Source organism: Bradyrhizobium sp. GW821-FHT13H05 (assembly GCF_058804065.1).
In genome coordinates this window covers 334,006-357,678 of sequence record NZ_JBXAPO010000001.1, presented here as the reverse complement: position 1 = coordinate 357,678, position 23,673 = coordinate 334,006, and the positions used below count along the sequence as shown (strand labels likewise).

The following is a 23,673-nucleotide window of genomic DNA, read 5'->3' as shown; positions in this document are numbered from 1 at the left end:
CGCGCGATCAGTATTTTTCCAGCGAGCGCCCGACCACGCCGTTCACGTCCTTTTCGGGCGCGATGTCGGTCGTGTAATAGCCCGCGGCCTTCTTCGCGGCCATTTCGACGTCGGCATCGGCCGGAATCAGTTCCGGCGGGATCGGCACGCGCTCGACGATGTCGATGCCCTGAGATGTCAGCGCGTCGTATTTCATGTCGCTCATCGACAGGAAGCGGTCGATGCGCTTCAGCCCGAGCCAGTGGATCGTGTCAGGCATCAATTGCTGGAAGCGCGCATCCTGGACGCCGGCGACGCATTCGGTGCGTTCGAAATAGGCGGCGGCCGCATCGCCACCGTCTTGGCGCTTGCGTGCGTTGTAAACCAGGAATTTGGTGACCTCGCCGAGCGCGCGGCCTTCCTTGCGGTTGTAGACGACGAGCCCGAGCCCGCCCTCCTGCGCGCCGCGCGCGGATTCCTCGATGCCATGGATCAAATAGGGACGGCAGGTGCAGATGTCGGAGCCGAACACGTCGGAGCCGTTGCACTCGTCATGCACGCGGCAGGTGATCTTGGTGCGATGATCAGGAAGTTTTGTCACGTCGCCGAACATGTACACCGTGGTGCCGCCGATCGGCGGCAGGAACACCTTCAGGTCCGGCCGGGTCACCAGCTCGGGGAACATGCCGGCGGTCTGCTCGAACAGCGTACGGCGCAGCTCGGTCTCGCCGGTCGCAAAGCGCGTCGCAAGGCCCGGCAGATACCAGACCGGATCGATCGCGATCTTCACCACCGAGACGCTGCCATTGGCGTGCACGACCTCGCCGTCGGCGCGCAGCCGCTTGGCTGCCAGTGCTTCGCGAATTTCAGGCAGGTCCAGCCGCGCCCGCGTGATCGCGATGCTCGGGCGGATGTCGACGCCTTCGGCGATGTCCTTGCCGAAGTTCTCCGCGACCAGATGTCCCCAGGGATCGAGCGCGACGATCTTTGCGGGATCGCGCCATTGCTCGAACGGCCCGATGGTCGCCGCCGGAAAGGTGTTGGTGAGATCGGGCCGGCGGATCGGATCGAGCGCGCCGGCGGAGACGGCGAGCGCGCGGTACATCGCATAGGAGCCGCCATGGCTGCCGATCACGTTGCGATCCCCGGCGCGCGACACCGTGCCGATGATCGGCCCGCGGGCGCGCGCGTCGGCTGCGCCCCAATGGATCGGGAAGGCGGCCTTCCGGCCCGGCTCCGGATGGGAGGTCAGGCGGATGTGATCGGTACGGTTCGCGCGGCTCATGTCCAGGCTCCCAAAAAGCCAATGGCCCGCCGCTCGGACGGGCCTGGCTCACTTGCGTTACCGGTGCCGAACACCGGCGACGCAAGCTCAATCAAACATATTGTAGCGGCGGACGGCGACAGACAAGTTAATCGTGCTGCGCCAGGCGGGCGATTATGGCCAAATTCCCGTCATCGCCGGGCTGGCCAGCTCGCCCGCATGCCGCGCCTTCGCCCCGGCCGAACCTTGCTGTTCGATCAGCGCGATACGTCTAAGGGTTTGAAATAGTTTCATTTTTAATTTTTTCAAGAGGGCGGCGCGCCGGTTGCGCCGCCGCGGTGCCGTGGGCTGGACCAGACCTGCATAATCAGACAAATCGTAGAGATCGCCTTTGCCCCGGAGCCCGCCATGTCCGCCGCCAGCTACATCGATCCCCGCAACGGAAAGCTCTATCCGCTGGACCCGCCGCGCTGGTGCTCGGACGAGCGCACGCCGCTTCTGGTGAGGCCGGGGGCAGGGATCTCGCGCGATGACATCGACAGTCGCACGCGTTCGCTCTGGCGCTACCGGGCGGCGCTGCCGGTCGAGATCACAAAGCCGATCACGCTCGGCGAAGGCTGTACGCCACTCGTGCAGCAGGACTGGGGCGACCTGCGCCCGCTCTTCAAGCTCGAATGGTTCAATCCCACGGGGAGCTTCAAGGACCGCGGCTCCGCGGTGATGCTGTCCTTCCTGCGGCAGATCGGCGTGGACGCCATTCTGGAAGACAGCTCCGGCAATGGCGGCTCGTCCATGGCGGGCTTGGGTGCCGCCGGCGGCATGCGCGTGAAGATTCTTGCGCCGGCCTCGACCTCGCCCGCCAAGATCGCGCAGGTTCGTGCTTACGGCGCGACGGTGCAACTCGTCGAAGGCCCGCGTGAAGAGTCGGAGGCCGAGGCGATCCGCCAGTCGAGCCAGACCTTTTACGCCAGCCACAATTGGCAGCCGTTCTTCCTCGAAGGCACCAAGTCGCTCGCCTATGAAATCTGGGAAGATCTCGGCTTTCGCGCGCCCGATAACGTCATCGTCCCCGTCGGCGCCGGCAGCAGCCTTTTGGGCTGTGCCTTTGGCTTTCGCGAGTTGTTGAAATCAGGCCAGATCGCAAAGCTGCCGCGCCTGTTCGCGGCACAGCCACAAAACTGCTCGCCGATCGATGCGAGCTTCAAGGCGGGCGTTGATACGCCTGTTGCGCGCGAGGTGAGCAAGACCATCGCCGAAGGCACCGCGATCAAGAATCCCCTGCGCCTGCGCGAGATCATCGCCGCTCTGCGCGAGAGCGGCGGCGGCACCGTTGCACTCACCGAGGACGAGATCATCGCCGCGCTGCGCCGCCTTGCACGCCAGGGACTGTTCGCCGAACCAACCAGCGCCAGCGCGGCTGCGGCGCTGGAGAAGCTGTCCGCTACCGGTGCCATCAAGGCAAGCGAGACCACGGTCGCCGTCCTCACCGGCACCGGCCTGAAGGCCGCAACCACCGTCGCCGATCTCGTGCAATAGGGCGCTGCGTTTTCCTCCCTCATTGCGAGCGGAGCGAAGCAATCCAGGGTCTTGCCGCGGAGGGATTCTGGATTGCTTCGCTCCGCTCGCAATGACGACCGGACTCACTCCTTCAGATCATTCACCCGCTTTACCCACGTCCTGACATCCGCGAGCACTTGCGGCAGCATCGCCTTGACCTCGGCCACGGTCATGCCGGGCTTGATGCGGGGATCGTAGAGCAGATTGAGGATGTACTGGTCGTAGACGTCGAAATAGCCCATCGAGACGTTGTCGTTGAACATGGTCCAGGGCACGCTGGTGGTGTCGTTGATCGGCCCGAGCGATTGCAGCAGCTCCTCATAGGCGCAGTCGAGGAAGGTGAAGTCGCCGTTGTCCACGGTGAGGATGACGTCGGAATGCTCGATCTCGAAATTGTCGTTCTTGCGGAAGCCGGACAGGCATTGCGGATCGAGCGAGGTGCGGATCTCGCGCGCCTTCTCCGCGCCGTAGAAGCTGGAGATGGTGCGAAACAGATCGCGGTCGCGCACCAGCTTTACCCGCACGTTTGCGGCTTCGCTGGTGTCGATCATGGCGATGTCGAGATGCTGCACGCGCTTGCCGATGTCGGCCACGACCTTGGCGAGCTGCGCCTTGCGGTCGGCGCGGTCGCTCTCGGCGAACACGCGCACCGGCCCGTCGAACTTGCGGATGCGGTCGACGCGGCCGGCGAGATGGTACTCGGCGCCGAAGGCCGTCTTCAGAAAGCCCTCGATGATCTCGCCGTCGGTGAAGCTTTTTTTCTCGATGCGCTGGCGCGCGGCGATCGCGGGCACTTCGCCCGCAACAGCCATGGTAGCGGTGTCAGGCGCGACTATGAGCGTTGCGAGCGCCAGAAGGGCGATGCGAAGGCAAAGCGAGGGCGGATTCAATGCACTCATCGTCACCCGACGCTGCCGTATTCGCGCCGCGCGCACAAGACCGCATATTCACGCGCCCTGCGGGTTCCCGCCTGCGCTCAGGCGCCTCTGCGCAGGCACTAGTTGTTCAGCACCACCACTGTCGTGCCGACCCCGACGCGGCCGTAGAGGTCGCTGACGTCGTCATTGGTCATGCGGAAGCAGCCCGAGGACACCGCCTGGCCGATCGTCTCCGGCTCGTTGGAGCCGTGGATGCGGTAGAGCGTCGAGCCCAGATACATCGCGCGGGCGCCGAGCGGGTTCTCGATGCCGCCCTTCATGTGACGCGGCAAATCGGGCCGGCGGGCCAGCATCTGCGACGGCGGCGTCCAGTCCGGCCATTCCTTCTTGGCGGTGATCTTGTGCACCCCGCCCCAGCGGAAGCCGTCGCGGCCGACGCCGATGCCGTAGCGCAGCGCCTGGCCGTTCTGGAGCACCAGATAGAGGCGGCGCTCGGTGGTGTTCACCACGATCGTGCCGGGGGCGTAGTTGCCGGAATAGTTGACGGTGGTGCGGGGGATCGGGCTGGAGCCGCCGCGGAAGAAGTTCGGGCCGCCGCCCATGATGTCACGCGAGTCGAACTCTTCGGCGAACACGCCGCCGGCGGTGGCCGTCAGCAGTGCGATGGCGGCAATCGGCGCGGCAAAAAACCGGATCATTGTTTCCCCCAGCAAAAAATCGATTCAACGAACGTCAGAGGCCATATTTGCGGGCGTTTCGCAAGCCACGGCCGCGTGAGGGAGCTCATCGTTAATGAATGCCGTTACCAAATCGGCAACTCCGCCAAATTGCTGGAAACCGTTAGCCAAGCCGGCGTGTCGCTGCGCGGGGCAGGGCAGCGATGCCGCCTATTGCTTTGACGAGACGAGCGAACAATGATTGATCGAATGGATCGCTGGACATAACCGGTTGCGGGAGCAAAAAGAATGAACGGTGCGGAAAGCCTGGTGCGGACGATGGTCAAGGGTGGGGTGGATGTCTGCTTCACCAACCCAGGCACCTCCGAGATGCATTTTGTCGCAGCGCTCGATCGCGTGCCGGGCATGCGCTGTGTGCTCGGCCTGTTCGAGGGCGTGGTGACGGGAGCAGCCGACGGCTATTACCGCATGAAGGGTACGCCGGCCTCGACCCTGCTGCATCTCGGCCCCGGACTCGCCAACGGTCTTGCCAATCTGCACAACGCCAAGAAGGCGAATTCCGGCATCGTCAACATCGTCGGCCAGCATGCCGTCTACCACATCGACTACAACGCACCGCTGACCTCCGACATCGAGGGCCTGGCACGGCCGATGTCGTCCTGGGTCCGGACCTCGCCGAACTCCAAATCGGTTGCCGCTGACGGCGCCGCGGCGATCGCCGCCGCCAAGAGCGCGCCGGGGCAGATCGCGACCCTGATCCTGCCCGCCGACACCGCCTGGAACGAGGCCGACGGCATCGCCGAGGTGCCGGCCGATCAGCAGCGCGCCAGCTATTCGCCGCAGGCGGTCGAGCAGGCCGCAAAAATCCTGCACGGTGACGGCGAGGGCACGCTGCTGCTGATGACCGGCAGCGCGCTCTCCGAGCAGGGGCTGGCGCTGGCCGAGCGCATCGCCAGCAAGACCGGCTGCACCGTGATGGGGCCGACCTTCCGCCCGAAGATGGCGCGCGGCCGCGGCCGCTATTCGATCGACCGCATCCACTATGTGATCGACCAGGCGCTGCCGATGCTGGCGAAGTTCCGCCATATCGTGCTGGTCGAGTCCGATGATCCCGTGGCGTTCTTCGCCTATCCGAACAAGCCGAGCATCCTCAAGCCCGAGGGCTGCGACGTGCATCGCATGACCGCCTGGGGCGAGAATTCGGTCGCAGCCCTCGAAGCGCTTGCCGGCGCCGTGAAGGCCAGCGCCAAGGACGTCAAGCCACAAGCCTTGCAGGAATTGGTCAAGCCGACCGGCGCGCTGACCCATGCCTCGATCGCTCAGGCGATCGCCTACGCGATCCCCGAGAATGCGATCATGGTCGACGAATCCCTCACCACTGGCCGCGCCTTCTTCCCGCCCACGGCAGCCGCCGCCCCGCACGACTGGCTCCAGAATATGGGCGGCTCGATCGGCTTCTCGACGCCGCTGTCGATCGGCGCCGCGATCGCCTGTCCGGACCGCAAGGTGATCTGCATGGTCGGCGACGGCAGCGCGATGTACACGATCCAGTCGCTGTGGACGCAGGCTAGAGAAAACCTCAACATCGTCACCATCGTGTTCGCCAACCGCATCTACCAGATCCTGCGCGGCGAGTTCGACAATGTCGGCGCCGGCGAGCCCGGCCAGCGCGCCAACGACATGCTCCGGCTTGACCGTCCGACGCTCGATTTCGTCGCGCTGGCCAAGGGCATGGGCGTGCCCGGCCGCGCCGTCACCAATGCGGACGAGTTCAACAAGGCGCTGGCCGAAGCCGTCGCCGAGCCGGGACCGCGGCTGATCGAAGTCCAGATGTAGGGTCTGGTCGTTCGCGCCGCGAATTCCGGCTCCCTTGTAGCCCGGATGGAGCCAACGGGTCGGCGCAAAGCGCCGCCCGATGACAGGCTCCGCGTAATCCGGGACATCGTGCATGTTGCGAGAACCCCGGATTGCGCTACGCTCCATCCGGGCTACTTGCGATTGAGCCCGGAGGCACGATGCAGACCGAGCTGAACAAGGTGATCGCGGCGCTCCGGGACTTCTACGCCCACGAAGGTTTCTTGTTCGAGAAGGACATCGGCGAGCGCGCGGTGACGCATCGCTTCGCCGTCTATCTGGAGCGGCAGTTCTCGGGCTGGGCGGTCGACTGCAATTACGACCGGCTCGGCGAGCGTACGCTGCATCTGCCGCACGGCACCATCATCTCGACCGACGATCATCTGGGCAAGTCGATCTATCCCGATGTCGTCGTGCATCAGCGCGAGATCCCGAACAACCTGCTCAGCGTCGAGATTCGCAATGCGAGCAACCACACGCCGGTGGAGCACGACCAGCACAAGCTGAAGGCGATGACCGATCCGCATGTCTGGTTCGCTTACTGGATCGGCGTGCTGCTGGTGCTGGACAAGCAGCATGTGACGATGTCGGAGGTCTATGTCAGCGGCAGCGTCGATGAGCCGCTGTCGCGCTGGTTCGCGACGCGGCTGGAGCAACTCGGTCTCGGCGCCGCGCGTTAGGGCGAGGCGGAAGCGTCCGGTCCCGGCGCTCCGGCCTTGATTGGCCTGCACAGGCCCCCTGGTCGTTTTTTCTCGCAATCGCGCATCGGACAGAAGCAATCCTCTTGCGACCAGCGCGCATTTGCAACGCGGTTCCATTGCCGCGAGCTCAGCCGAATAGCATTTATCGAGTGCTCTTCGGTGGCAGGTTTCCAAGCAACGTTCTGGCGAAAGGACGTTCGGGCCGCTTGCCGAACTTCAATGAGGATTCCTGCCGTGCGCTTCGTCCGATCTCTTCGCTTCCTCGCCGCGTCCGTTTTGGCCGCATCGGTGCTCATGAGTGCGAGCGGCGCGAGCGCCGGCGTTTGGCCGAACCGTACGATCAAGCTGATTGTGCCGTTTCCTCCCGGGGGCGCTGCTGATACCGTCGCGCGCGTCTACGCCGACAAGCTGAGCGAAGCGCTCAAGCAGCCTGTCGTGATCGAGAACAAGGCGGGCGCAGGTACCGCAATTGCTGCAGAAGCCGTCGCTGCCGCGGAGCCCGATGGCTACACCTTGTCCCTCGCTCCCGCCGGCCAGCTCACCATCCTGCCGCATATCAATAAGGAGATCAGGTACGATCCCTTCAGGAGCTTCGTGCCGGTGTCGAACCTGGCTACGGTCGCCTACGTGCTCGCAGCCAGCCCGGACACGCCAGTCTCGAACGCCAGGGACCTCATCGCTGCGGCGAACAGCGATCCCGGCAAATTCACCTACTCTTCCTGCGGTCCCGGAACGCTGTGCCATCTCAGTGGTGAACTCTTCCAGCGCCAAACCGGCACGAAGCTTCTGCATGTGCCGTTCAAGGGCAGCGCCCCGGCGGTCAACGCCTTGCTGGGCAACGTCGTGAATCTGTCGTTCGACACCCTCACCGTGCTCGCGCCACAGATCCGCGACGGCAAGATCAAGGGCCTTCTCGTCACCAGCCGCGAGCGCTCATCACAGCTACCTGACGTTCCCACCGCAGCCGAAGCCGGCGTGTCGGACTTCGTCGTCGATTCCTGGTTTGGCCTGGTCGCGCCCGCAGGGACCCCGGCTGAAATCATCCAGCGCTTGAATGCCGAAGTCGTGCGCATCGGAGCGCTATCAGATGTTCGAGCCCGCTTGGAGGCTCAGGGACTCCTCGTCACCACCTCAACGCCCGAGGGATTCGCCGACACCATCAAGGCCGACTACGGCCGCTGGGGCAAGGTGATCAAAGATTCGCGCGTAGAGGTTTTTTGAAGACCGATCGTGGGAGGGCTTGAGCAAGCGCCTCCTCCTTCGAGACGACCGCGGAGCCTGTCATCGGGCCGCGCTTTTCCCGGCGAGGGCGAGGTCTGCCAAAAGGCCGCTCGCACGACACGAGCGGCCCTTGCGTCATCGTCCGCGGCAGGCTCAGTGCAGCGGATCGCCCTGGCCGAGTGCGTAGGCCACGAGATCCTTCAGCGCGAAGCTGGAGCCGGTCACTGGCGTCCATTGCGGATCGAGTGACAGCACCGAGGAATGGTCACCGAACATCATGCCGAGGAAGACTTCGGCGACGATGCGGCCGCCGACGGGGCCGAGCTGCGGCGTCTTGACGGTCGCGGGTCCGCCGGTGGCGGGGATCGGGACGTCGGCCGCGAACTGCCGCGCCTCGGCCAGGATGTAGGCCCACAGCGGACAATTGCCGGCGAACACGCCATTCGCGATCGTCGCGATCTTGGTTTGCGGATCGCCCGCGCCGGGCTCGTCGACCGCTTTGCCGATGATGATCTCGTCGTCGGTCAGCGGCGTTAAATTCATCGCCCTGGCGACGGCCTGGCCCGAGGGCAGGCCGAGCCGCCAGCCGCGCTCGAGATTACGCAGCGCCAGCGACGCTGGATTGGACGCGACCTCCGGCGGCAGCTTGCGCAGCGGGTCCACCAGCGAGCTATCGATGCGATAGGCGAACTGCAGCCGCCGTTTGTTGTCGGGATTGGTGTCGTCGTCCTCGACGCCATAGGGGCGCGTGTCCAGATCGATGAAGCGGCCCCAGTCCATGGCGCGCCCCGGACCCATGGCACGGAAGCCGGTCAGCGCGTTCTTGTCGGGATTGTGGGGGTCGGGGAAGATCTGCAACAGCATGTTGGCCGCATCGTTCAGCCGGTAGCCGGGGCGGATCATGGAGTGCCCGAGCCGGTAGGCCGCGACCGAGAACTCGACCGGCATGAACGGATAGGTCTTCCAGTGGTAGTAGGCGAGCTTGCTGCGGTCGTAGCTGCCGTCAGTCTTCAACGTGTTCAGCACGTCCGCGTTGACGATGCGCGGCAGGAAGTCGTTCAGCGCGACGTATTGATAGTGGAAGCGGACGCGCTGCTGCACCTCTTCGAACGACAGGCTGTCATTGTCGTCGACCATGCGATTGTGAAAGCGCAGCATCAAGGCCTGGAACTGCGAGACGATGCTGTTCTCGTCGTTGCGGGGATCTCCGATCAGTGCGCGGCCCTTGAAGCGCGGCAGGTCGCTGGCGTCGGCGACGCCCGCGCCGGTCAGCTTCTCGCCGAGGCGGAATTTGTTGCCGTCATACATGTAAGGCTGGTCGTTCGGACCGCGGCCGTAGACATTGTCCAGATCGAACGACGGTGTGCGGAAGTCGACGAGCCCGTCGGGATCCTGTTGCTTGGTCAGCGAGCTCACCGGATCGAACGTGATGTCGTGGTCGATGAACTGGCCGAAATAGGTGTAGAGCGCCGGGATTCCGCTCTCCTCTGCGTCCGGTCCATCTTTCGGCCCGTCGAAGTCGGCGACCATCTTGTCGGCGAGCGCAGAAAGGTTAGCGACGTTGTCGGAATCCTTCGCGCCGAATTTTGCCGACGCAAGCTTGCGGAACATGCGGCCGAAGCGGCCCTGGGACAGCGGCGAACGCGTGACGTTCAATCCGCGCGGCGTAACGGCGTGTCGACTGCTCATTGAAATCACCTCCAGGAAAAATGGACGGAAAGTTACGACGGGCAACAACTAAAGCTAAAGTTGTTCGCAATAGAATATGCAGGCGACGCTAGATCAGGCGGTTGGGCGCCACAAGCGACCTACTTCACACATTGCGCGACATCGATGTTGTTCCGGGAGGGAGCGTTGCGGGCAAGCTGCGGCGGAGCTTTGCAAATTTTTCCCGATGGGATGACGGATAACATTCTCGTCATCGACGGGTGCAAACGGCTTCGTGCCGTTCAATTCGCCCGACTGTCGGCGAAGCGACAAACTTTCACGTAAGGAGCCTTCACGTAAAATGTGCGGCTTGAGAAGTATCGCGGCGCGCGGCGTGCGCGCGCCGCGACGTCGTCAGTCGTAGCGCTGCTGCGAGAAGGCATAGCGCGGATTGATACCGCAATAGGCGGACGTGCCCGAGGCGGTGGCCTGGCATTGCTGATAGCTCGCGAACTGGCAGTTGCCGGGATAGCCCCAGACGCGGCCTTGCAGGCAATATCTGTCGTTTGCGGCGTGGGCCTGGGCAGTCGGGAACGTCGCGGCGGTCAAGGCGGCGAATGATGCGAGAGTGAGGATGGTGCGACGCATTTCGGTCTCCTTCGAGGACGTCTGAATGAGGGAACACCAGCTCAGTCTGCGTGTTCCGGGACTTGGCCGACACTTTGTCGTGCTCGTCTTGGTGTCCGTACTGGGCACTGCGTTCGACATGCGCTTATGATGAAGCAGGCTGCGGCGAGCTATGTGATCTCGACCACAGTTGGCGACCGGGTTCGAGCCTATCGTGCGCAAACTTGCACGCGCCGATCCCGCGAGCCTACGCTTCGTCTCATTCGGATCAGGCCATTTTGGAGGTTTTGATGCAAAGGTCATTTTTGCTGGCTGCGACAGCAGCGCTGGCGCTTATCATGCAAACACCGCTCGCGCAGGCGCAGAGCGCACCAGCCGCCGGCGCAACCACTGCCCCCGCCGCGACAACCACTGCCCCCGCGGCGACAACCACCGCGCCGGCTGCGACGACCGCGCCGAGCGCGGCCCCCGACACCTCCGCTCCGTCATCCGATGCCAAGAAGAGCGCGTCGAAAAAGCCGGCGAAGAAAAAGATGACACGGCAGCAGGAGATCGATCATTCGGTCGACAGCGGCACCGTCCCCGCGCGCTACCGCAGTTCGGTGCCCAAGCAGTACCAGCAATATATTCCGTTCGAGAAGCAGTGACGGCTCGCACGGCGGCGTGACGAGGCGTCGCGCCGCCGTGCTGTCGAACTGGCCCTCTCCGAACGGAATCGGGCGATACATCCCTTGTGGCGGTCTATGTGCGCGGTGCTAGAGTAGGCCGAAGCCCGGGGGGAGTAATGAGTGACGACGTGAAGGATGCTGGCCTTGTGGCCATGATCAGCAGCATCCTGGGAGGCAACAAGCGCGCTGCGGACAGTATTGCTCCGCCGCCTCTGGCGGAAGTTCCGCCAACAGCGCCGTCGAGCGGATTTGAGGCGGTTGCGGCCGTCCCAGAAGCCATCCCGATCAAGCGCGAGGATGCGCCCGGCACGGCGCCGGCGGCTGTGCCGGCCGAGCCGCCCGCGAAAATCGCCACGACACCGGACGGCAAACGGCTATTGCCGGCGGAGGCGATTGCCGACCTCGTGCTCGGCGAGTTGCGCAAGCTGGAGGACTTTCCGGCGACCGGTGCCTCCGTAACGGTCTACGGTTACAGGCACTGGAATGCGATGATCACCTTCGCGCCGTTCTCGACCAGCTTCCACAACGCAACGCGGTTCCGCCAGGCCATGCCGGACCTCGTCTTCAAGCTCCGCCGTTTCGTCGAACTTGAGATATAGTCTGGCTCAATCACCGGCGGCGAGAACGCGCGCCGGTAGCCAGGACAGTTCGACAGGATCTTTGAATTGAGCGTCGCCTTTACCAAGGAAGAAAGCGCCGAGACCGCATCCGAGACGCTGCTGCCGGATCGCCCGATCTCGCCCCATCCGAACCTCGTGACGGAAGCGGGTCTGCAGGCGTTGCAGAGACAGCTTCAAGAGGCACGCGAAGCCTATGACGCCGCACAACGCATCGACGACGTCAACGAGAAGCGTCGGCAGTCGGCGGTGCCCCTGCGTGACGCCCGCTATCTGACCGACCGGCTGCGCACCGCGCAGGTGATTGCCGATCCGTCCTCGACCGACACGGTCGCCTTCGGCAGCACGGTGACCTTCAGCCGCGCCGATGGCCGCGTCCAAACCTATCGCATCGTCGGCGAGGACGAAGCGGATCCGAAGGCGGGATCGATCTCGTTCGTCGCGCCGGTCGCGAGGTCGCTGATGGGGAAGGCGGTCGGCGATGTCGTGGGAGCGGGGGCGCAGGAGATCGAGATTTTGTCGATCGGGTAGCCGGAGATCTGCGGAGGGTGATCAATTCGCCAGCGTGCAGTTCATAAGTCTGACCTGCCGATCGATGGTGGCCACAAGCAGCGCTGCAAACGATCGGGCGAGGGTATGCAGACCGGAAGGCGCCGAGCGGGCCCGTCGACGATGTGCGATTATTTACCCGGGTGAAATAAAATCAGCGCAGATATCGACGCCATCGGAGATGGCACAAGCCGCGCGCCCGGTTCAGAAACTATTGGAAGAGGATTTTCTCTAAACCATTGAAATCGCTAGGTAACATTGATTTTGCGCGGGATGGTGACGGTGATCTTGCGCATGATTCTCATGGTGAGCTCCTCGTTCTAGATTTTGTACTTCGAACCAGATTTGGGGTCAACTTGGCGACCATTCAATAATGACTGCGACCCCAGGAAGGGTCCAGCCGGGCAGGTTTGCGGAGCAGGAGTCTTTGTGGAACTTCTCGATCCGCACCGCCCGACTCCCTTTCTCGTATAGCTCGGCAGATGCTACCGGCGGCTTAACTATCCAGTTTTTGAGGCCCTCAAGGGCGAAATTCGACAGCACGCCCTTGGTCGGATGACGCAGCGCCATGGCATAGCAGCGATCCTCGGCGGAGATCAGCGAGCGTTCATAGATCGAGACGTGGGTTCGGATCTGTGAGATTTCGCACTCTACCCTCGCTTCGTACCGCAACCAGATACCGTCATATTCGGCTGTGATGCCGTCGGCCTCCTGCTTGAACTTTCCATTGGCCGGCATGGTTGCGAGCTTGTTGGTCTGCCACCAACTCTTGAAATCGACGACGTTGCGGCTTCCGAAACTGACCTTGAAGTCCATCCGCTCCAAAGCGGCCAGCACGTCGCCTGCTTTCACCTGTGCCGATCCTTCGAGCTGAAACGGCAGCTTTCCGGTCTTCGAGGGGCAGACCAGAGTGTAGTTGCGCGTCTCCTGCCACTCGAAGTGCTCCGCGATATCGCATGCGCGGATCGTCACGGACGAGGTGAAGTTCTCCCAGGTCTGCGAATGCGCGGACGCCCAATGGTCGAGCATGTCGTCAAGTGAGAAATTGACGAAGCTGTCGGCCTCCAGATTGTGCTCGCCGTAACAGCTCACCAGCGCGGATTGAGCGATCGAGCGCATTTGCGGTCGGTCCCCTTTGCCACTCTCTACCCAGGACTTCACGGATTCAAAGCTCATTTCCCGCAAGCCGAGACTGAAACTATCCCAACTGCTCTTGAAGATATTTCCGGTCTCGACGAATCCGTGATTGAGATCGCCCCGGACATCCTGCAACGCCTTTTGGGCTTCGCCCTGCAGATTGTGAACCCAGACGTATTCGAGAACATCCGAAACAACGATGTACACGAGGCCGGCGATCGCGACGATGTAGGCGATCTTGTCGAAGCTCCCCACCGCCTTGTCGATGAGGTCCTTCCACCAGACCTTGTTGGGGTCCGCAGCGAAGGGCTGCGACAGCGTGCTGTAGAGAAGCCAGAAGATCAGAGCGAAAATGAAATACGCTCGCGCCCGCCAGGCCGCGGCAAACGGCTTTACGACGCCTGCGCCAATCCCCATTGCGCCCCTCAATTTGCCGACAGTAATCACTAAATATGCTCCATCTGACACCGCCCGCACTGGTTGAGTCAATGCAGAATCCAACCTTGTCCGCAGCGATGGTCGCGCTGTCTTTGTAAGCAGCTTGGGCCGGGCATCCCCGCCGACAAATGCCGAGAGGGGAACGTGGTCGTTCAGGGAGCGCTGGGGCGGATGCAGGATGGGCGGTGGGGCATATACGGGGTTGCGCCTTGGCCTGCGCCCTGCGAAGGGGACACTCTCTGCGCCATTTGCCCTGAGGCCGGTGACATGACGTGGACCCAGATGCGGCCTAACCATCTGGTGACGTGCCCTCAGTCCGGATGATAGCATCATGCCACTGTTCATCCCGGGTCTTGTGTTGATATCGATGGTCTCCACTGTGCCCGCGCAACAAAGCCCGATGGTTGGATGAGACAGTTTCTGTCGGGAGCCTTGCCGTTCTACGCGCTGGCCGTACTGGCCGTGTGCATGTACCTCGTCCTGTACAAGACGAACCTTTTCGACTTGAACGCCATCGTCCAGGGCGCGACCGGTTCACCATGGTTTCCGGTCTTCATGTTCGTCTGCGTGCTGCTGGAGTCGGTCTTTCCGTATTTTGGCTATTTTCCCGGAACCGCCCTCATCCTGATGTCCGTGGCGCTCAATCCGAAGCCCGCAGATGTCTCCGTGTTCATCGTGGCGTGGCTGGCCATCATCGCGGGCGCGGTCTTGAGTTACGGACAGGCTCGTTTTTTCCGACCGTTGTTGCAGCGGGTCGCCTCAAAAGCGGCACTGAACCGGTGCGAGTCCCTGCTCGACGCCTACGGTCCTTACGCGCGCGTCGCCCTGTTCGTTCATCCCAACGCCTGCGCGATGTATTTCACCGCGCTCGGACTGCTCGGCCGGAGCCTGTCGCGCGAGCTCGCCTATCTCAGTGTGGGCGCAGCGGCCTCCGTGGGCATCCTGTTCGTCGTCGTGACCAGACTGGTGTCGTCCGTCGGGGCCACCGACGACGGCGAATTGCAGCTGCTGCTGGCGGCTGCGCTGGTCGCGATCGGGACACTGGTCGGGCTGTATGCGGCCTTGCGGCCGGCGCGGGCCGCTTGAGGTTCGAGGTGGCGTGCGAAGGTCGCCGGGCTCAGACGGTGGTGTGAGCCTTTCCTTGACGATACCATCATGCTCCTGTTTGCCCGACGGAGCAAGTTAATTTCGGAAAATTCGTAACCCATTGATCCGACTGAAATCGGCTACTGTGCATGGGGTTGTTTTCGACTTTTTTGATGGAGCCAAGCAAGACGCCCCAGTCCGACTACGCTCTTCGAGCTATGCCGGACACGCTTCGCCATCATTGGGCGTGGCTGCGCCACGCGAAGCCTTTTGGCGAAGCGTGGTGGGCGCACAAGGGATCGAACCTTGGACCTCTCCCGTGTGAACCACAATCCGTAGGCCCGAGCCAACCAAATCCGGCCATAGTTGAGATGTAAAAAATCCTTTAAATGAAGTGGGTTGCTCCCTTATGAGACCATAAGAGCCCATAGGTGACCTTACTACATTTTGTATGCCCCCGTTGTGCCCGCCGTGGATTTTCCCTTGGGGCACAAAAACGGGGGAGGTCTGAGACCCGGTTCTGTTCGAGGACTGACCGCCGTACTTGCGGGGCACCGGGCACAGAGAGAGGGAAGGATTCATGACGGAGCCGGCCAACCAGCTGACACTCACCGATGCGGTGATCCGCAACGCAACGCTGCCGCCAGGGAAGGCGCAGCATTATCTCCACGACGACAAGCTGCCCGGCCTCGCTTTGCGCATGCGCGCCACCGGCGGCCGGACCTGGGTCTACCTCTTCACCAAGCCGGGGGTGAGGGGGACCCAGCGCAAGACCCTCGGCGCGTGGCCCAAATATAATGAGAAGGCCGCGCGCAAGGCCGCCACCATCGCCGCAGGCGACGTCGTCAAGGGCTTGGACCCGAACGATGCGAAGCGCGAGGCGAGGCGGCAACAGGCAGCCGAAAAGCAACGCACCACGCTCGCGACGCTCATTGTTGAAGATGGTCCCTACCAGACGTCCTTGACCGAACGTCAAGTCGTCAACTGGAAGCCAGCAGTGTCGGCGCTGCGGCGCGGGCTCAAGGATCACGCCGAGAGCGGCGTGGGGGACCTGACGCGACGGCAGATCATGGCTGCGGTCGACAAGATTGCAAAGACCGGCAAGCGCGGCGCAGCCAAGGACTTGCGCAAGCACGTGCATACCTTCCTCGAATGGTGCGTCGGCGAAGGTTACGTCGAGCACAACGTGCTCTCCGGCTATCGCGCGCCCAAGGAAACCCGCGCCCAAAGGGTCGGACGCCGAACGAAGGGCCGCGCGCTGACCGATGAGGAAATCATCAAGGTCTGGGATGCATCCGGCAAGCTCGGCGCTTTCGGTCTCCTGGCACGCATGTGCCTGCTCGGTGGCCCGCGCCGCAGCGAGCCTACCATGATCGAGTGGCGAAAGCACATCATGGACGACCGCATCACCTTCGATGCGGCGTGGACCAAGATGGGGCTGCACCACGATATGCCGCGCACTCACCTAGTTGACGAGGTGCTCACGGCCGCGAAACATTTCCAGCGGGCAACCTCCGACTATGTCTTCCCGTCACCAAAGACTGGCGGCCAGATGTCCGGCTTCACCAAGATGGTCAACCGCCTGGTCAAGGAAGCAGGCGTCGCCAAGTTCACCATGCATGACTTAAGGCGCAGCTTGCGCACCATCATGTCACGCTGTGGCTACGATAACGAAATCCAGCGATTGTGTGTTGGACAAAAGCCCAGCGGAATCGATCAGGTCTACAATCACGACGAACAGTGGATCATCCGCAAGATGGCATTCGAAGCGGCCCACGACTACATTGCAGAGTTGGTCGGCGCGAAACGGGTCGGCAAAATCGTGCGCCTACAGCGGACGAATCCGCTTGACCCGATCAAGGCCGAGCTCCTCGGCCGGCTCCGTGAGCATTATGCGGCTGAGGCGTCCTAGTGGTCTTATCGTACATGGCCAGATAGTCGCGCACCGCATCGACACGATAGAGGGGGCGACCATCGACGTAACGCCATTTCAGCGGGTGGTTCGGATCGCGCCGCCATTGCTCCAGCGCGCCAGGCGTGCGCCGGATGACCGCGGCCGTCTCTAATGCCGTCAAATTGGAGCTACCGGGCAGAGCATCGACGTCGAACGTCGCGGGCGGCGGCATGCCACGGTTTTTGCGTGGCCGCTTCGTAGCGTGCAGCTTCTTGCCACCATCTGGCGCCCCTGATGCCTCGATCGGAGTCTTCCCGCCCATGCCTGCGTCCGAACCGTGACCCGCTGAGGCAATAGAAGCGCAGGCTTCTCCAGGAACAAAGAGGTCTAGAGCTTAAGCATAGCTGCCGGGTAGCTGTGGCGTGCAAAAAGGACGAATTGCATCCATTTGCCGAGAGGGATGGGGCTTGTAAGGGCGTCGCGGGGCCGATCGGTACCTAAATGTCAGAGAGACCTCGCATTAGGGAAGAGCTGCGCACAATCGATTATTGGAGCACCTGACTCTTAATCAGCGGGTCCCAGGTTCGAGCCCTGGTGCGCCCACCATTTAAATCAAGACCTTAGCGAGAGAAACCGTTTGAGAGCGCCGAACTAAAACGGTTTTTCAAACGGTGTTTTTGACAGCCGGTCGGCGAGCCCACTCTCGGCATTGTGATCTGCTCTACTCGTCGCGGCAGAGGCCAAGGCGACTAGAAAACCGCCTGACAGAATCGCTTCCTCAACTTTGGAGTGGGTCAGAGCCGCCCGACGTAGCCGGCATTTTCCCACTTCTGTTCAATGTCATCGCGACGCATTGGGGCAGCTGCACCACGCTGCCGTCGAAATAGTGCTTGAAGTCGACGTGAGCCCCCGTGTTGTCCGGACGATAAGCCACCATGCGGTCGTACAGGAGAACCGATCCTGCCTCGAAGCGCCGATAGCCTTCGTCACCGTCGGATCGGCGACCAGCTAGCTCACCGTGTCGGCCGGCTCGTTGAAGAATGTCCGGATGACTGGTTCCGCCATGCCGAAGCGTCCGATGCACCGGCTGGTCTTGACATATATATTAGATATATCTAAATTAGGTATCACTAAATCAAGGAGTGGCCAATGGCCTCCCGAGCCTTCGATCTAGGGAGTTTCGAAAAGCAGGCGGTTGAAGTCGCAGGCATTCTGCGCGTGCTCGCCAACGAGCGGCGGCTGATGATCCTGTGCAAGCTCGTCGAATGCGGCGAGGGCAACGCGGGTGCGCTCGCGGAAGCCGTGGGTTTGTCGCAATCGGCCCTCTCGCAGCACCTCGCAAAGATGCGCGAAGAGGGCCTTGTGACATTCCGGCGCGACAGCCAGACGCTCTGGTACCGCATCGCCGATCCGCGCATCGAGCAGCTCTTTGCCACGCTGCACAGGCTCTTTTGCAGGCCCGTCAAGGCGAAGAACTAATTCAGGAAAGTAGAGGAGTTCATCATGTCACTGTCCACAATCAAGCCAGCCGAGGCGCGCCGCCTGCTTGACGGCGGAGCCCTCCTGATCGACATCCGCGAAGTCGATGAGCACGCCCGCGAGAAAATCCCCGGCGCGCGGCACCTGCCGCTGTCGAAACTCGACGACGCCGACCTTGCCGTGCACCAGGGCAAGCCGGTCATCTTTCACTGCAAAAGCGGCGCGCGCACTCGGGCCAACGCGCAACGGCTCGTGGCGAAGCTCGGCGAAGCCTGCCAGGGCTTCATCGTTGAAGGCGGGCTCGACGCTTGGCGCAAGGCGGGCCTACTGGTCGTGAGCGACCGGCGCCAACCACTCGAGCTTCAGCGCCAGGTGCAGATTGGAGCCGGCGGTCTCGCTGTGGTGGGTACGCTGCTTGGCCTTCTGGTCTCGCCGTGGTTCTTCGCCGTGCCTGCCTTCGTCGGCACCGGGCTGATCACGGCCGGTGTCACCGGCTTTTGCGGCTTGGCTCGCATTCTGATGCGGGCGCCTTGGAACCGCGCCATCTACGGCTCATCTGCGCCGGTCGAGTGACGCTGCTTTGAAATGAGGGGGCGCTTCCGCGACGCTATCTGTGACCCTAGCCGCGCCCGGCATCGCCTCTGGCTCGTCGCCCGGCTTTTCGCTGGGCTGTTGGCGGCGGCTCGATCTTGGCCGTGCCGCTGCTCGTCTGGGGGCGCTACGTCGATGCCCCGAATAATCGTCGGACGGCCGGCAGCCATTCGCCGGTCATCGTGAACTCGAGCCCAAGCCGGGCGCCGCAAGCGATGGCCAGCATTGTCATGGGCGCCGACACCGCAAGCGTGGAGAAGGCAGTCAGGCCCTGACCGACGGTGCATCCCATCGACATGATGCCGCCGATGCCCATCAGCAGTGCGCCAATCATGTGACGTTTCAGTTCGCGTGCATCGTCGCAGGCTTCCCAGCGGAAGCCGCGCGCAAGCATTGCGGCTGCAAACGAGCCGGCGACGACGCCTGCTACGGAGCCTATGCTGAAATTCGCGCGCGCGCCGGAGAATGTCGCGACATAGAGGATGCTGTCGCCGAGCGGGGCGACGAAACTCAGCGAGCTCACGCGAGTGGGATCGAAGGCGTCATCCGTCAGCCACCCTGTCGCGAACCAGCCGAATGCGATCGCTCCGCCAACGGCGAGCCCCGAGGCGAACAGCCGCGGCGAGCGGATCAGCTTGCCGTCCGCGAGTGCCCAGAAGGCGAGCGCGATGGCGACGGAAGCGACCAAAAAGGCGTGCGTGGGGGGGCCGGAGCCGAGCAGTGACGTCAGGGTCTGATTGGTGCCCTCGGGCAGTCGCAGCGAGAGTGGCTCGATCAACAACACGCGCAACATCCCGGTCACGCCGCGCATGGTTGCCAGCGCCGAAATGCCGAGCACGAGAAAAACCACGACGGCGCGCAGGTCACCGCCGCCCACACGCACCAATGTGCCGAAGCCGCAGGTGCCGACCAGCGCCATACCGACGCCGAACATCAGCCCGCCGATGATCGCGCCACCGAAACCGATTGACGACGTCAGGTAGATCGACCGCGATAGATCGACGACGCCGAATGCGACCAGCGCCTGCGTCGCAGCCAGTGCGACGGCAGCGGCCAGGGCAAAAGACTTCAACCTGCGAAGATCGGATCCGAAATATGCATCTTCAAGCATGGCAAGCGTGCAGAAACGGCCCGCCCGGCCGGCGACGCCGAGCACGGCGCCAGCGGCAAGCCCGCACACGAATGCTATGGTTGAAGGGCTCAGCATTCCTCCCTGACTTCTTTGCTCTGTTTGTCAGGCAGTCTGCGCCAGGAGGGTGCGAAAATCCAGCGCGGAGAACTACCGGCGTCGGCGGCGCACCGGTTCGCAAAAGACATCGTAAACGGCGGTGAGAATCTTGCGGACATCCTCGTTGGCGAGACTGTAGTAGATCGTTTTGCCATCGCGGCGGGTCGTCACCAGCCGATCGAGCCTTAGCCGCGCAAGCTGCTGCGAGACCGTCGACTGCCGTTCACCCAGAAACTGCTCCAGCTCGGTTACGGACTTTTCGCCCTCGGCGAGGATGCAAAGCAGCAGCAATCGCGATTCGTGCGACAACGCTTTCAGCATGTCGCTCGCCTCTCGCGCCTTCTCGATCATCTGCTCGAGTTCGGCGGAACTCTCGATCTCCTTCAACTTTGGCAGCGGCATTGCGTCACAATCCTCAAAAACATCGGTTGGTCACGGCCGACCGGGCGCGCATCCCGGATTGGTCAGAATCCGGTCCAGCAGGCCGAAGAAGAAGGCCTCCCCCGGATAGCCGCGAATACGTCCGATCTCGCGACCCTCTTTTAACACGACGAAGGTCGGCGTGAAGGCGCCAGGATCGACGCCGGCGAGATCAACGGGCAGGGGGGCACCGCGATCAACGCGGCGCAACGGCGCCGCCTGCCCCTCCTCGGTCCTGGCGTAGATCGGCGCAATTTCGGCGTCAAAGCGCGCGCACCAGACGCAGCCGGCTCGCTCGAACATGATGAGCTCCTCGGCCTGCAAATCTGCCGTCGCCAGCACCGTGAAGGCGGCAACGGTTGCGAGCAATTGTGTGATCCGGCTCATCCTGGGCTGACAATCTCTGGACTTCTTCGCTCCTTTATATCATTAAATTCGCATATGTTCCAGGGATGAGGCGCCATGACTTTGGACGTCACGCTCGGCGCGGCCTTTGTCGCCGGCCTTTTATCATTTCTATCGCCTTGTATCCTGCCGCTGGTGCCGCCCTTTCTTTGTTACATGGCCGGCCTGTCGATCACGGTCCTGTCGGCCGACGATCGGCCGGATCTGCGGCCGCGGATCATGGCCTCGGCGCTGGCCTTTGTGGCGGGCTTTTCCCTGGTCTTTGTCGTGCTCGGCTCGACCGCATCGATGGCTGGCCGCTTCATCTCTGTTCATCTGTCGATGCTCGGTACGATCGCAGGTATCTTGATCATCATCATGGGCTTGCATTTTCTTGGCCTGTTCCGAATTCCGCTGCTCTATCGCAGCGCAACGATACAGGTCGAACGCCGGCCGGCAGGTCTGGCAGGGGCCTTCGTGATGGGGCTCGCCTTTGCGTTTGGCTGGACACCCTGCGCAGGTCCTATTCTGGCCGCGGTGCTGTTGATGGCGGGGGCCGAGGATACGGCGGGCAGGGGGGCGCTGCTGTTGTTGGCCTATTCGGCCGGGACCGGGATTCCGTTTCTGACTGCGGCTGCCTTCACCGGTCGCTTCGTGGCGATGCTTGGCCGCGCGCGTCGGTATTTGGGCGCAGTCGAAAAAGCCATGGGCGCCTTTCTGGTTGCGACCGGATTGATGTTCCTGACCGGGCTTATGCCTGCGATCTCGGAATGGTTGCTGGAGCGCTTTCCCGGTTTGACCAGCATCGGCTGACCTAGCCGAAGCGGAAATCCAGCAACTGCCCGTAGGATTGCAATTCGATCAGGTAGCGATGCACGAGCGGACCATCGCCGGCCATGGCGGCACCGGCGATCTCGCCGGCACTGGCGATGGCGCCGTCGATCAACCGGCGGAATTCGGGTTGCTCGGAAATCTCCGCGCTTGCCCAATCGTTGCAGCGCTGCAGGCGATCGCGAAAAGCGCTTGCGCCGGCAACCGTGTCCCCGGCCCGCGCGGTCGCAGGCTGCTCACCGAAGCGAGTTGCCGCAACGCGCAGCTTCTCCATCGCCGGCGCGATCTCAAAGACGCAATCGCCGAGATCGTAGAGTCCGGAATTGCGCCTGAGGTCATGGAACGACTGGCGGAGCGCGAGCAACTCGCGACCGGCTGCGGCATTGTCCCCGCTGCCGAGCTTATCACGCGCCGCCATAAGCCGTTCGCCGCCTTTGGCAAGGAATCCTGCCAACGCGGCCGGTTGGTACGATGGCGCGGATACGCCGGCGGCTCCGTCCTTAAGTTGCTTCCACGCGGCCGCCGCCTCGGCGGTCTCGACCTGCGCCAGCGCGATATTGTCGGTGCGCGTATAGCTCGCGGCGGCGCGCAGATTGGCCATGATTGGTTGGATCGCCGAGGCAAAGTCCTTCGGCTTGCTGTCCTCAGCGCCAATTCCGAAACCGCTCGAGGCAAGCCATGCCAGCAGGACGATGATGCAGCGCAAGATGAGAAATCCTTGTCACATTCGCGTATTCGAATATCATAATGAAAATGACCTATGCGCAAGATGTCCCAGGACACGAATTTCTGATGTCGCTCAGCAGGCCGACACGGCGCAGTTTTTTCGCATGGACATCCGGTGCGGTTCTGGCTGCGGGCTGCGGCGAGGCGAGGGCCGAACCGGCGCCGGGGGATGACGGCCTCTATCACGAGCCGTGGTTCCTGGAGAGCTTCCTCGATCTGCGTGAGGATCTCGAGGGCGCTGCCGCAAACGGCAAGCGCCTCGCCGTCATGTGGGAGCTGCGCGGCTGCCCTTACTGCCGCGAGACCCATCTGGTGAACTTTGCCGATACGGCGATCACGACCTACATCCGCGACAACTTCGAGGTGTTGCAGCTCAACCTGATCGGCTCCCGCAAAGTTACCGATTTCGACCGCCAGGAACTGTCCGAGAAGGATCTCGCCCAGAAATACGGGATCAGGTTCACCCCGACGTTCCAGTTCTTCCCCCCAACGTCCAGCGGCATCGAGGCGAAGGCGGCGATGGCGCGCGAGGTCGCCCGGGCGCCGGGATATCTCAAGCCACCGCATTTTCTGGCGATGTTTCGCTTCGTGCGGGAGCGCGCGTACGAGCGCGGCTCGTTCCGGGATTTTCTTACCACAAACGGCTAGCCGACGGCGCGCGCGAATTCGACTTGACGTCGTCGGTTATATGAACATATCATCATAAATGAATTTGATGGATCGTGAGTCCATCGCAATCAAGGCGGGCGTCACCTCGCCATCAAGGGTAGGGAACATGCGGCGCTCGCTTGCGGCTGCGTTTGCACTGTGTGTGTCGGCCGGCGGCGCTGTCGCTCAGGAGCCGATCAAGCTTGACGTCATCCAGGACTCGCTGCCGAATTCTTTGACCGGCGCACCCGGCAGTCCTGAAGCTGGGAAAAAGGTGTTCCTCACGCGCACGCTTGGCAACTGCCTGGCTTGCCATCAGGTCACCAGCCTGAAGTCCGAAGAATTTCACGGCGAATTCGGTCCGTCGCTCGACGGTGTCGCCGGCCGCTACACTGAGGCGCAATTGCGCCTCATCGTCGCCGATCCCAAGCGCATCTTCACCGATACGGTCATGCCCGCGTTCTTCAAGAACGACGGATTGAGCCGGGTGCGCCCGGAATTCGACGGCAAATCCATTCTGACGGCCGCGCAGGTCGAGGACGTTGTCGCTTTTCTCAAAATGCTGAACTGAC

The 23,673-nt window shown here is 62.8% G+C and carries 25 protein-coding genes; 14 read left to right on the top strand and 11 right to left on the bottom strand.

Features of this window, described 5'->3' with window-relative positions:
• Positions 1-7 precede the first annotated feature (7 nt).
• A complete protein-coding gene (locus AC1RR3_RS01705) occupies positions 8-1,264 on the bottom strand; it encodes a GTP cyclohydrolase II (protein ID WP_492818703.1) in 1,257 nt (418 codons plus the stop codon).
• Positions 1,265-1,417: 153 nt separating this feature from the next.
• Positions 1,418-1,618 (bottom strand): hypothetical protein, encoded by a 201-nt coding sequence (locus AC1RR3_RS01700; protein ID WP_492818701.1) that lies wholly within the window; start codon positions 1,616-1,618, stop codon positions 1,418-1,420.
• A 33-nt stretch (positions 1,619-1,651) separates the two neighbouring features.
• Between AC1RR3_RS01700 and AC1RR3_RS01695 the strand changes: the two genes are divergently transcribed.
• Positions 1,652-2,779, top strand: coding sequence for a threonine synthase (locus AC1RR3_RS01695; RefSeq protein WP_492818699.1), 1,128 nt, complete (start codon positions 1,652-1,654; stop codon positions 2,777-2,779).
• A 104-nt stretch (positions 2,780-2,883) separates the two neighbouring features.
• Here AC1RR3_RS01695 and AC1RR3_RS01690 read toward each other — a convergent pair whose 3' ends face one another.
• Positions 2,884-3,699, bottom strand: coding sequence for a DUF2927 domain-containing protein (locus AC1RR3_RS01690; RefSeq protein ID WP_492818697.1), 816 nt, complete (start codon positions 3,697-3,699; stop codon positions 2,884-2,886).
• 98 nt (positions 3,700-3,797) lie between these two features.
• Positions 3,798-4,376 carry a L,D-transpeptidase gene (locus AC1RR3_RS01685; RefSeq protein WP_492818695.1) on the bottom strand — a complete coding sequence of 193 codons (579 nt, stop codon included), beginning with the start codon at positions 4,374-4,376 and terminating at the stop codon, positions 3,798-3,800.
• Positions 4,377-4,643: 267 nt separating this feature from the next.
• Between AC1RR3_RS01685 and AC1RR3_RS01680 the strand changes: the two genes are divergently transcribed.
• The 3 genes from AC1RR3_RS01680 to AC1RR3_RS01670 all read left to right on the top strand — a co-directional run bounded on the left by AC1RR3_RS01680 (position 4,644) and on the right by AC1RR3_RS01670 (position 8,131).
• A complete protein-coding gene (locus tag AC1RR3_RS01680; protein ID WP_492818693.1) occupies positions 4,644-6,191 on the top strand; it encodes an acetolactate synthase large subunit in 1,548 nt (515 codons plus the stop codon).
• 179 nt (positions 6,192-6,370) lie between these two features.
• A complete protein-coding gene (locus AC1RR3_RS01675; protein ID WP_492818691.1) occupies positions 6,371-6,889 on the top strand; it encodes a hypothetical protein in 519 nt (172 codons plus the stop codon).
• A gap of 255 nt (positions 6,890-7,144) precedes the next feature.
• Positions 7,145-8,131 (top strand): Bug family tripartite tricarboxylate transporter substrate binding protein, encoded by a 987-nt coding sequence (locus AC1RR3_RS01670; RefSeq protein WP_492818689.1) that lies wholly within the window; start codon positions 7,145-7,147, stop codon positions 8,129-8,131.
• Between the two features lie 153 nt (positions 8,132-8,284).
• Here the strand turns inward: AC1RR3_RS01670 and AC1RR3_RS01665 are convergent, their stop codons facing one another.
• Positions 8,285-9,820: a peroxidase family protein gene (locus tag AC1RR3_RS01665; protein WP_492818687.1), complete on the bottom strand. Its 1,536-nt coding sequence runs from the start codon at positions 9,818-9,820 to the stop codon at positions 8,285-8,287.
• Between the two features lie 372 nt (positions 9,821-10,192).
• On the bottom strand, positions 10,193-10,426 hold the full coding sequence (locus tag AC1RR3_RS01660) for a DUF3551 domain-containing protein (protein ID WP_492818685.1): 234 nt from the start codon (positions 10,424-10,426) through the stop codon (positions 10,193-10,195).
• Positions 10,427-10,695: 269 nt separating this feature from the next.
• Here AC1RR3_RS01660 and AC1RR3_RS01655 point away from each other — a divergent pair, with 269 nt between their 5' ends.
• The 3 genes from AC1RR3_RS01655 (at position 10,696) to greA (ending at position 12,221) form a co-directional block, all read left to right on the top strand.
• Positions 10,696-11,052 (top strand): hypothetical protein, encoded by a 357-nt coding sequence (locus AC1RR3_RS01655; RefSeq protein ID WP_492818683.1) that lies wholly within the window; start codon positions 10,696-10,698, stop codon positions 11,050-11,052.
• Positions 11,053-11,189: 137 nt separating this feature from the next.
• Positions 11,190-11,672: a hypothetical protein gene (locus tag AC1RR3_RS01650; RefSeq protein WP_492818681.1), complete on the top strand. Its 483-nt coding sequence runs from the start codon at positions 11,190-11,192 to the stop codon at positions 11,670-11,672.
• 66 nt (positions 11,673-11,738) lie between these two features.
• Positions 11,739-12,221: a transcription elongation factor GreA gene (gene greA / locus AC1RR3_RS01645; RefSeq protein WP_492818679.1), complete on the top strand. Its 483-nt coding sequence runs from the start codon at positions 11,739-11,741 to the stop codon at positions 12,219-12,221.
• Positions 12,222-12,590: 369 nt separating this feature from the next.
• Here the strand turns inward: greA and AC1RR3_RS01640 are convergent, their stop codons facing one another.
• Positions 12,591-13,793, bottom strand: a complete 1,203-nt coding sequence (locus AC1RR3_RS01640; protein ID WP_492818677.1) for a hypothetical protein — start codon at positions 13,791-13,793, stop codon at positions 12,591-12,593.
• A 429-nt stretch (positions 13,794-14,222) separates the two neighbouring features.
• On the opposite strand from AC1RR3_RS01640, the gene AC1RR3_RS01635 reads away from it, so the two are divergent.
• The 4 genes from AC1RR3_RS01635 to AC1RR3_RS01620 all read left to right on the top strand — a co-directional run bounded on the left by AC1RR3_RS01635 (position 14,223) and on the right by AC1RR3_RS01620 (position 18,846).
• Entirely contained in the window at positions 14,223-14,900 is a 678-nt protein-coding gene (locus AC1RR3_RS01635) for a hypothetical protein (RefSeq protein ID WP_492818675.1), read from the top strand.
• A gap of 580 nt (positions 14,901-15,480) precedes the next feature.
• Positions 15,481-16,812 carry a tyrosine-type recombinase/integrase gene (locus AC1RR3_RS01630; RefSeq protein WP_492818673.1) on the top strand — a complete coding sequence of 444 codons (1,332 nt, stop codon included), beginning with the start codon at positions 15,481-15,483 and terminating at the stop codon, positions 16,810-16,812.
• Positions 16,813-17,943: 1,131 nt separating this feature from the next.
• Positions 17,944-18,273, top strand: a complete 330-nt coding sequence (locus AC1RR3_RS01625) for an ArsR/SmtB family transcription factor (protein WP_492818671.1) — start codon at positions 17,944-17,946, stop codon at positions 18,271-18,273.
• 24 nt (positions 18,274-18,297) lie between these two features.
• Positions 18,298-18,846: a rhodanese family protein gene (locus AC1RR3_RS01620; protein ID WP_492818669.1), complete on the top strand. Its 549-nt coding sequence runs from the start codon at positions 18,298-18,300 to the stop codon at positions 18,844-18,846.
• A 145-nt stretch (positions 18,847-18,991) separates the two neighbouring features.
• Here AC1RR3_RS01620 and AC1RR3_RS01615 read toward each other — a convergent pair whose 3' ends face one another.
• The 3 genes from AC1RR3_RS01615 to AC1RR3_RS01605 all read right to left on the bottom strand — a co-directional run bounded on the left by AC1RR3_RS01615 (position 18,992) and on the right by AC1RR3_RS01605 (position 20,899).
• A complete protein-coding gene (locus AC1RR3_RS01615; RefSeq protein ID WP_492818667.1) occupies positions 18,992-20,071 on the bottom strand; it encodes a YeeE/YedE family protein in 1,080 nt (359 codons plus the stop codon).
• A 72-nt stretch (positions 20,072-20,143) separates the two neighbouring features.
• The gene (locus AC1RR3_RS01610) at positions 20,144-20,494 is read right to left on the bottom strand and encodes an ArsR/SmtB family transcription factor (RefSeq protein ID WP_492818665.1); all 351 of its coding nucleotides are present in this window, start codon (positions 20,492-20,494) and stop codon (positions 20,144-20,146) included.
• Between the two features lie 30 nt (positions 20,495-20,524).
• Positions 20,525-20,899, bottom strand: coding sequence for a thioredoxin (locus tag AC1RR3_RS01605; RefSeq protein WP_492818663.1), 375 nt, complete (start codon positions 20,897-20,899; stop codon positions 20,525-20,527).
• A gap of 75 nt (positions 20,900-20,974) precedes the next feature.
• Here AC1RR3_RS01605 and AC1RR3_RS01600 point away from each other — a divergent pair, with 75 nt between their 5' ends.
• Positions 20,975-21,709 carry a cytochrome c biogenesis CcdA family protein gene (locus AC1RR3_RS01600; protein ID WP_492818661.1) on the top strand — a complete coding sequence of 245 codons (735 nt, stop codon included), beginning with the start codon at positions 20,975-20,977 and terminating at the stop codon, positions 21,707-21,709.
• Position 21,710: 1 nt separating this feature from the next.
• Here AC1RR3_RS01600 and AC1RR3_RS01595 read toward each other — a convergent pair whose 3' ends face one another.
• Positions 21,711-22,328 carry a hypothetical protein gene (locus AC1RR3_RS01595; protein WP_492818659.1) on the bottom strand — a complete coding sequence of 206 codons (618 nt, stop codon included), beginning with the start codon at positions 22,326-22,328 and terminating at the stop codon, positions 21,711-21,713.
• Between the two features lie 191 nt (positions 22,329-22,519).
• On the opposite strand from AC1RR3_RS01595, the gene AC1RR3_RS01590 reads away from it, so the two are divergent.
• Together AC1RR3_RS01590 and soxX are read left to right on the top strand one after the other, a co-directional pair.
• Positions 22,520-23,101 carry a SoxW family protein gene (locus AC1RR3_RS01590; RefSeq protein WP_492818657.1) on the top strand — a complete coding sequence of 194 codons (582 nt, stop codon included), beginning with the start codon at positions 22,520-22,522 and terminating at the stop codon, positions 23,099-23,101.
• A 127-nt stretch (positions 23,102-23,228) separates the two neighbouring features.
• Positions 23,229-23,672, top strand: a complete 444-nt coding sequence (soxX, locus tag AC1RR3_RS01585; RefSeq protein WP_492819770.1) for a sulfur oxidation c-type cytochrome SoxX — start codon at positions 23,229-23,231, stop codon at positions 23,670-23,672.
• The last annotated feature ends 1 nt before the right edge of the window (position 23,673 follow it).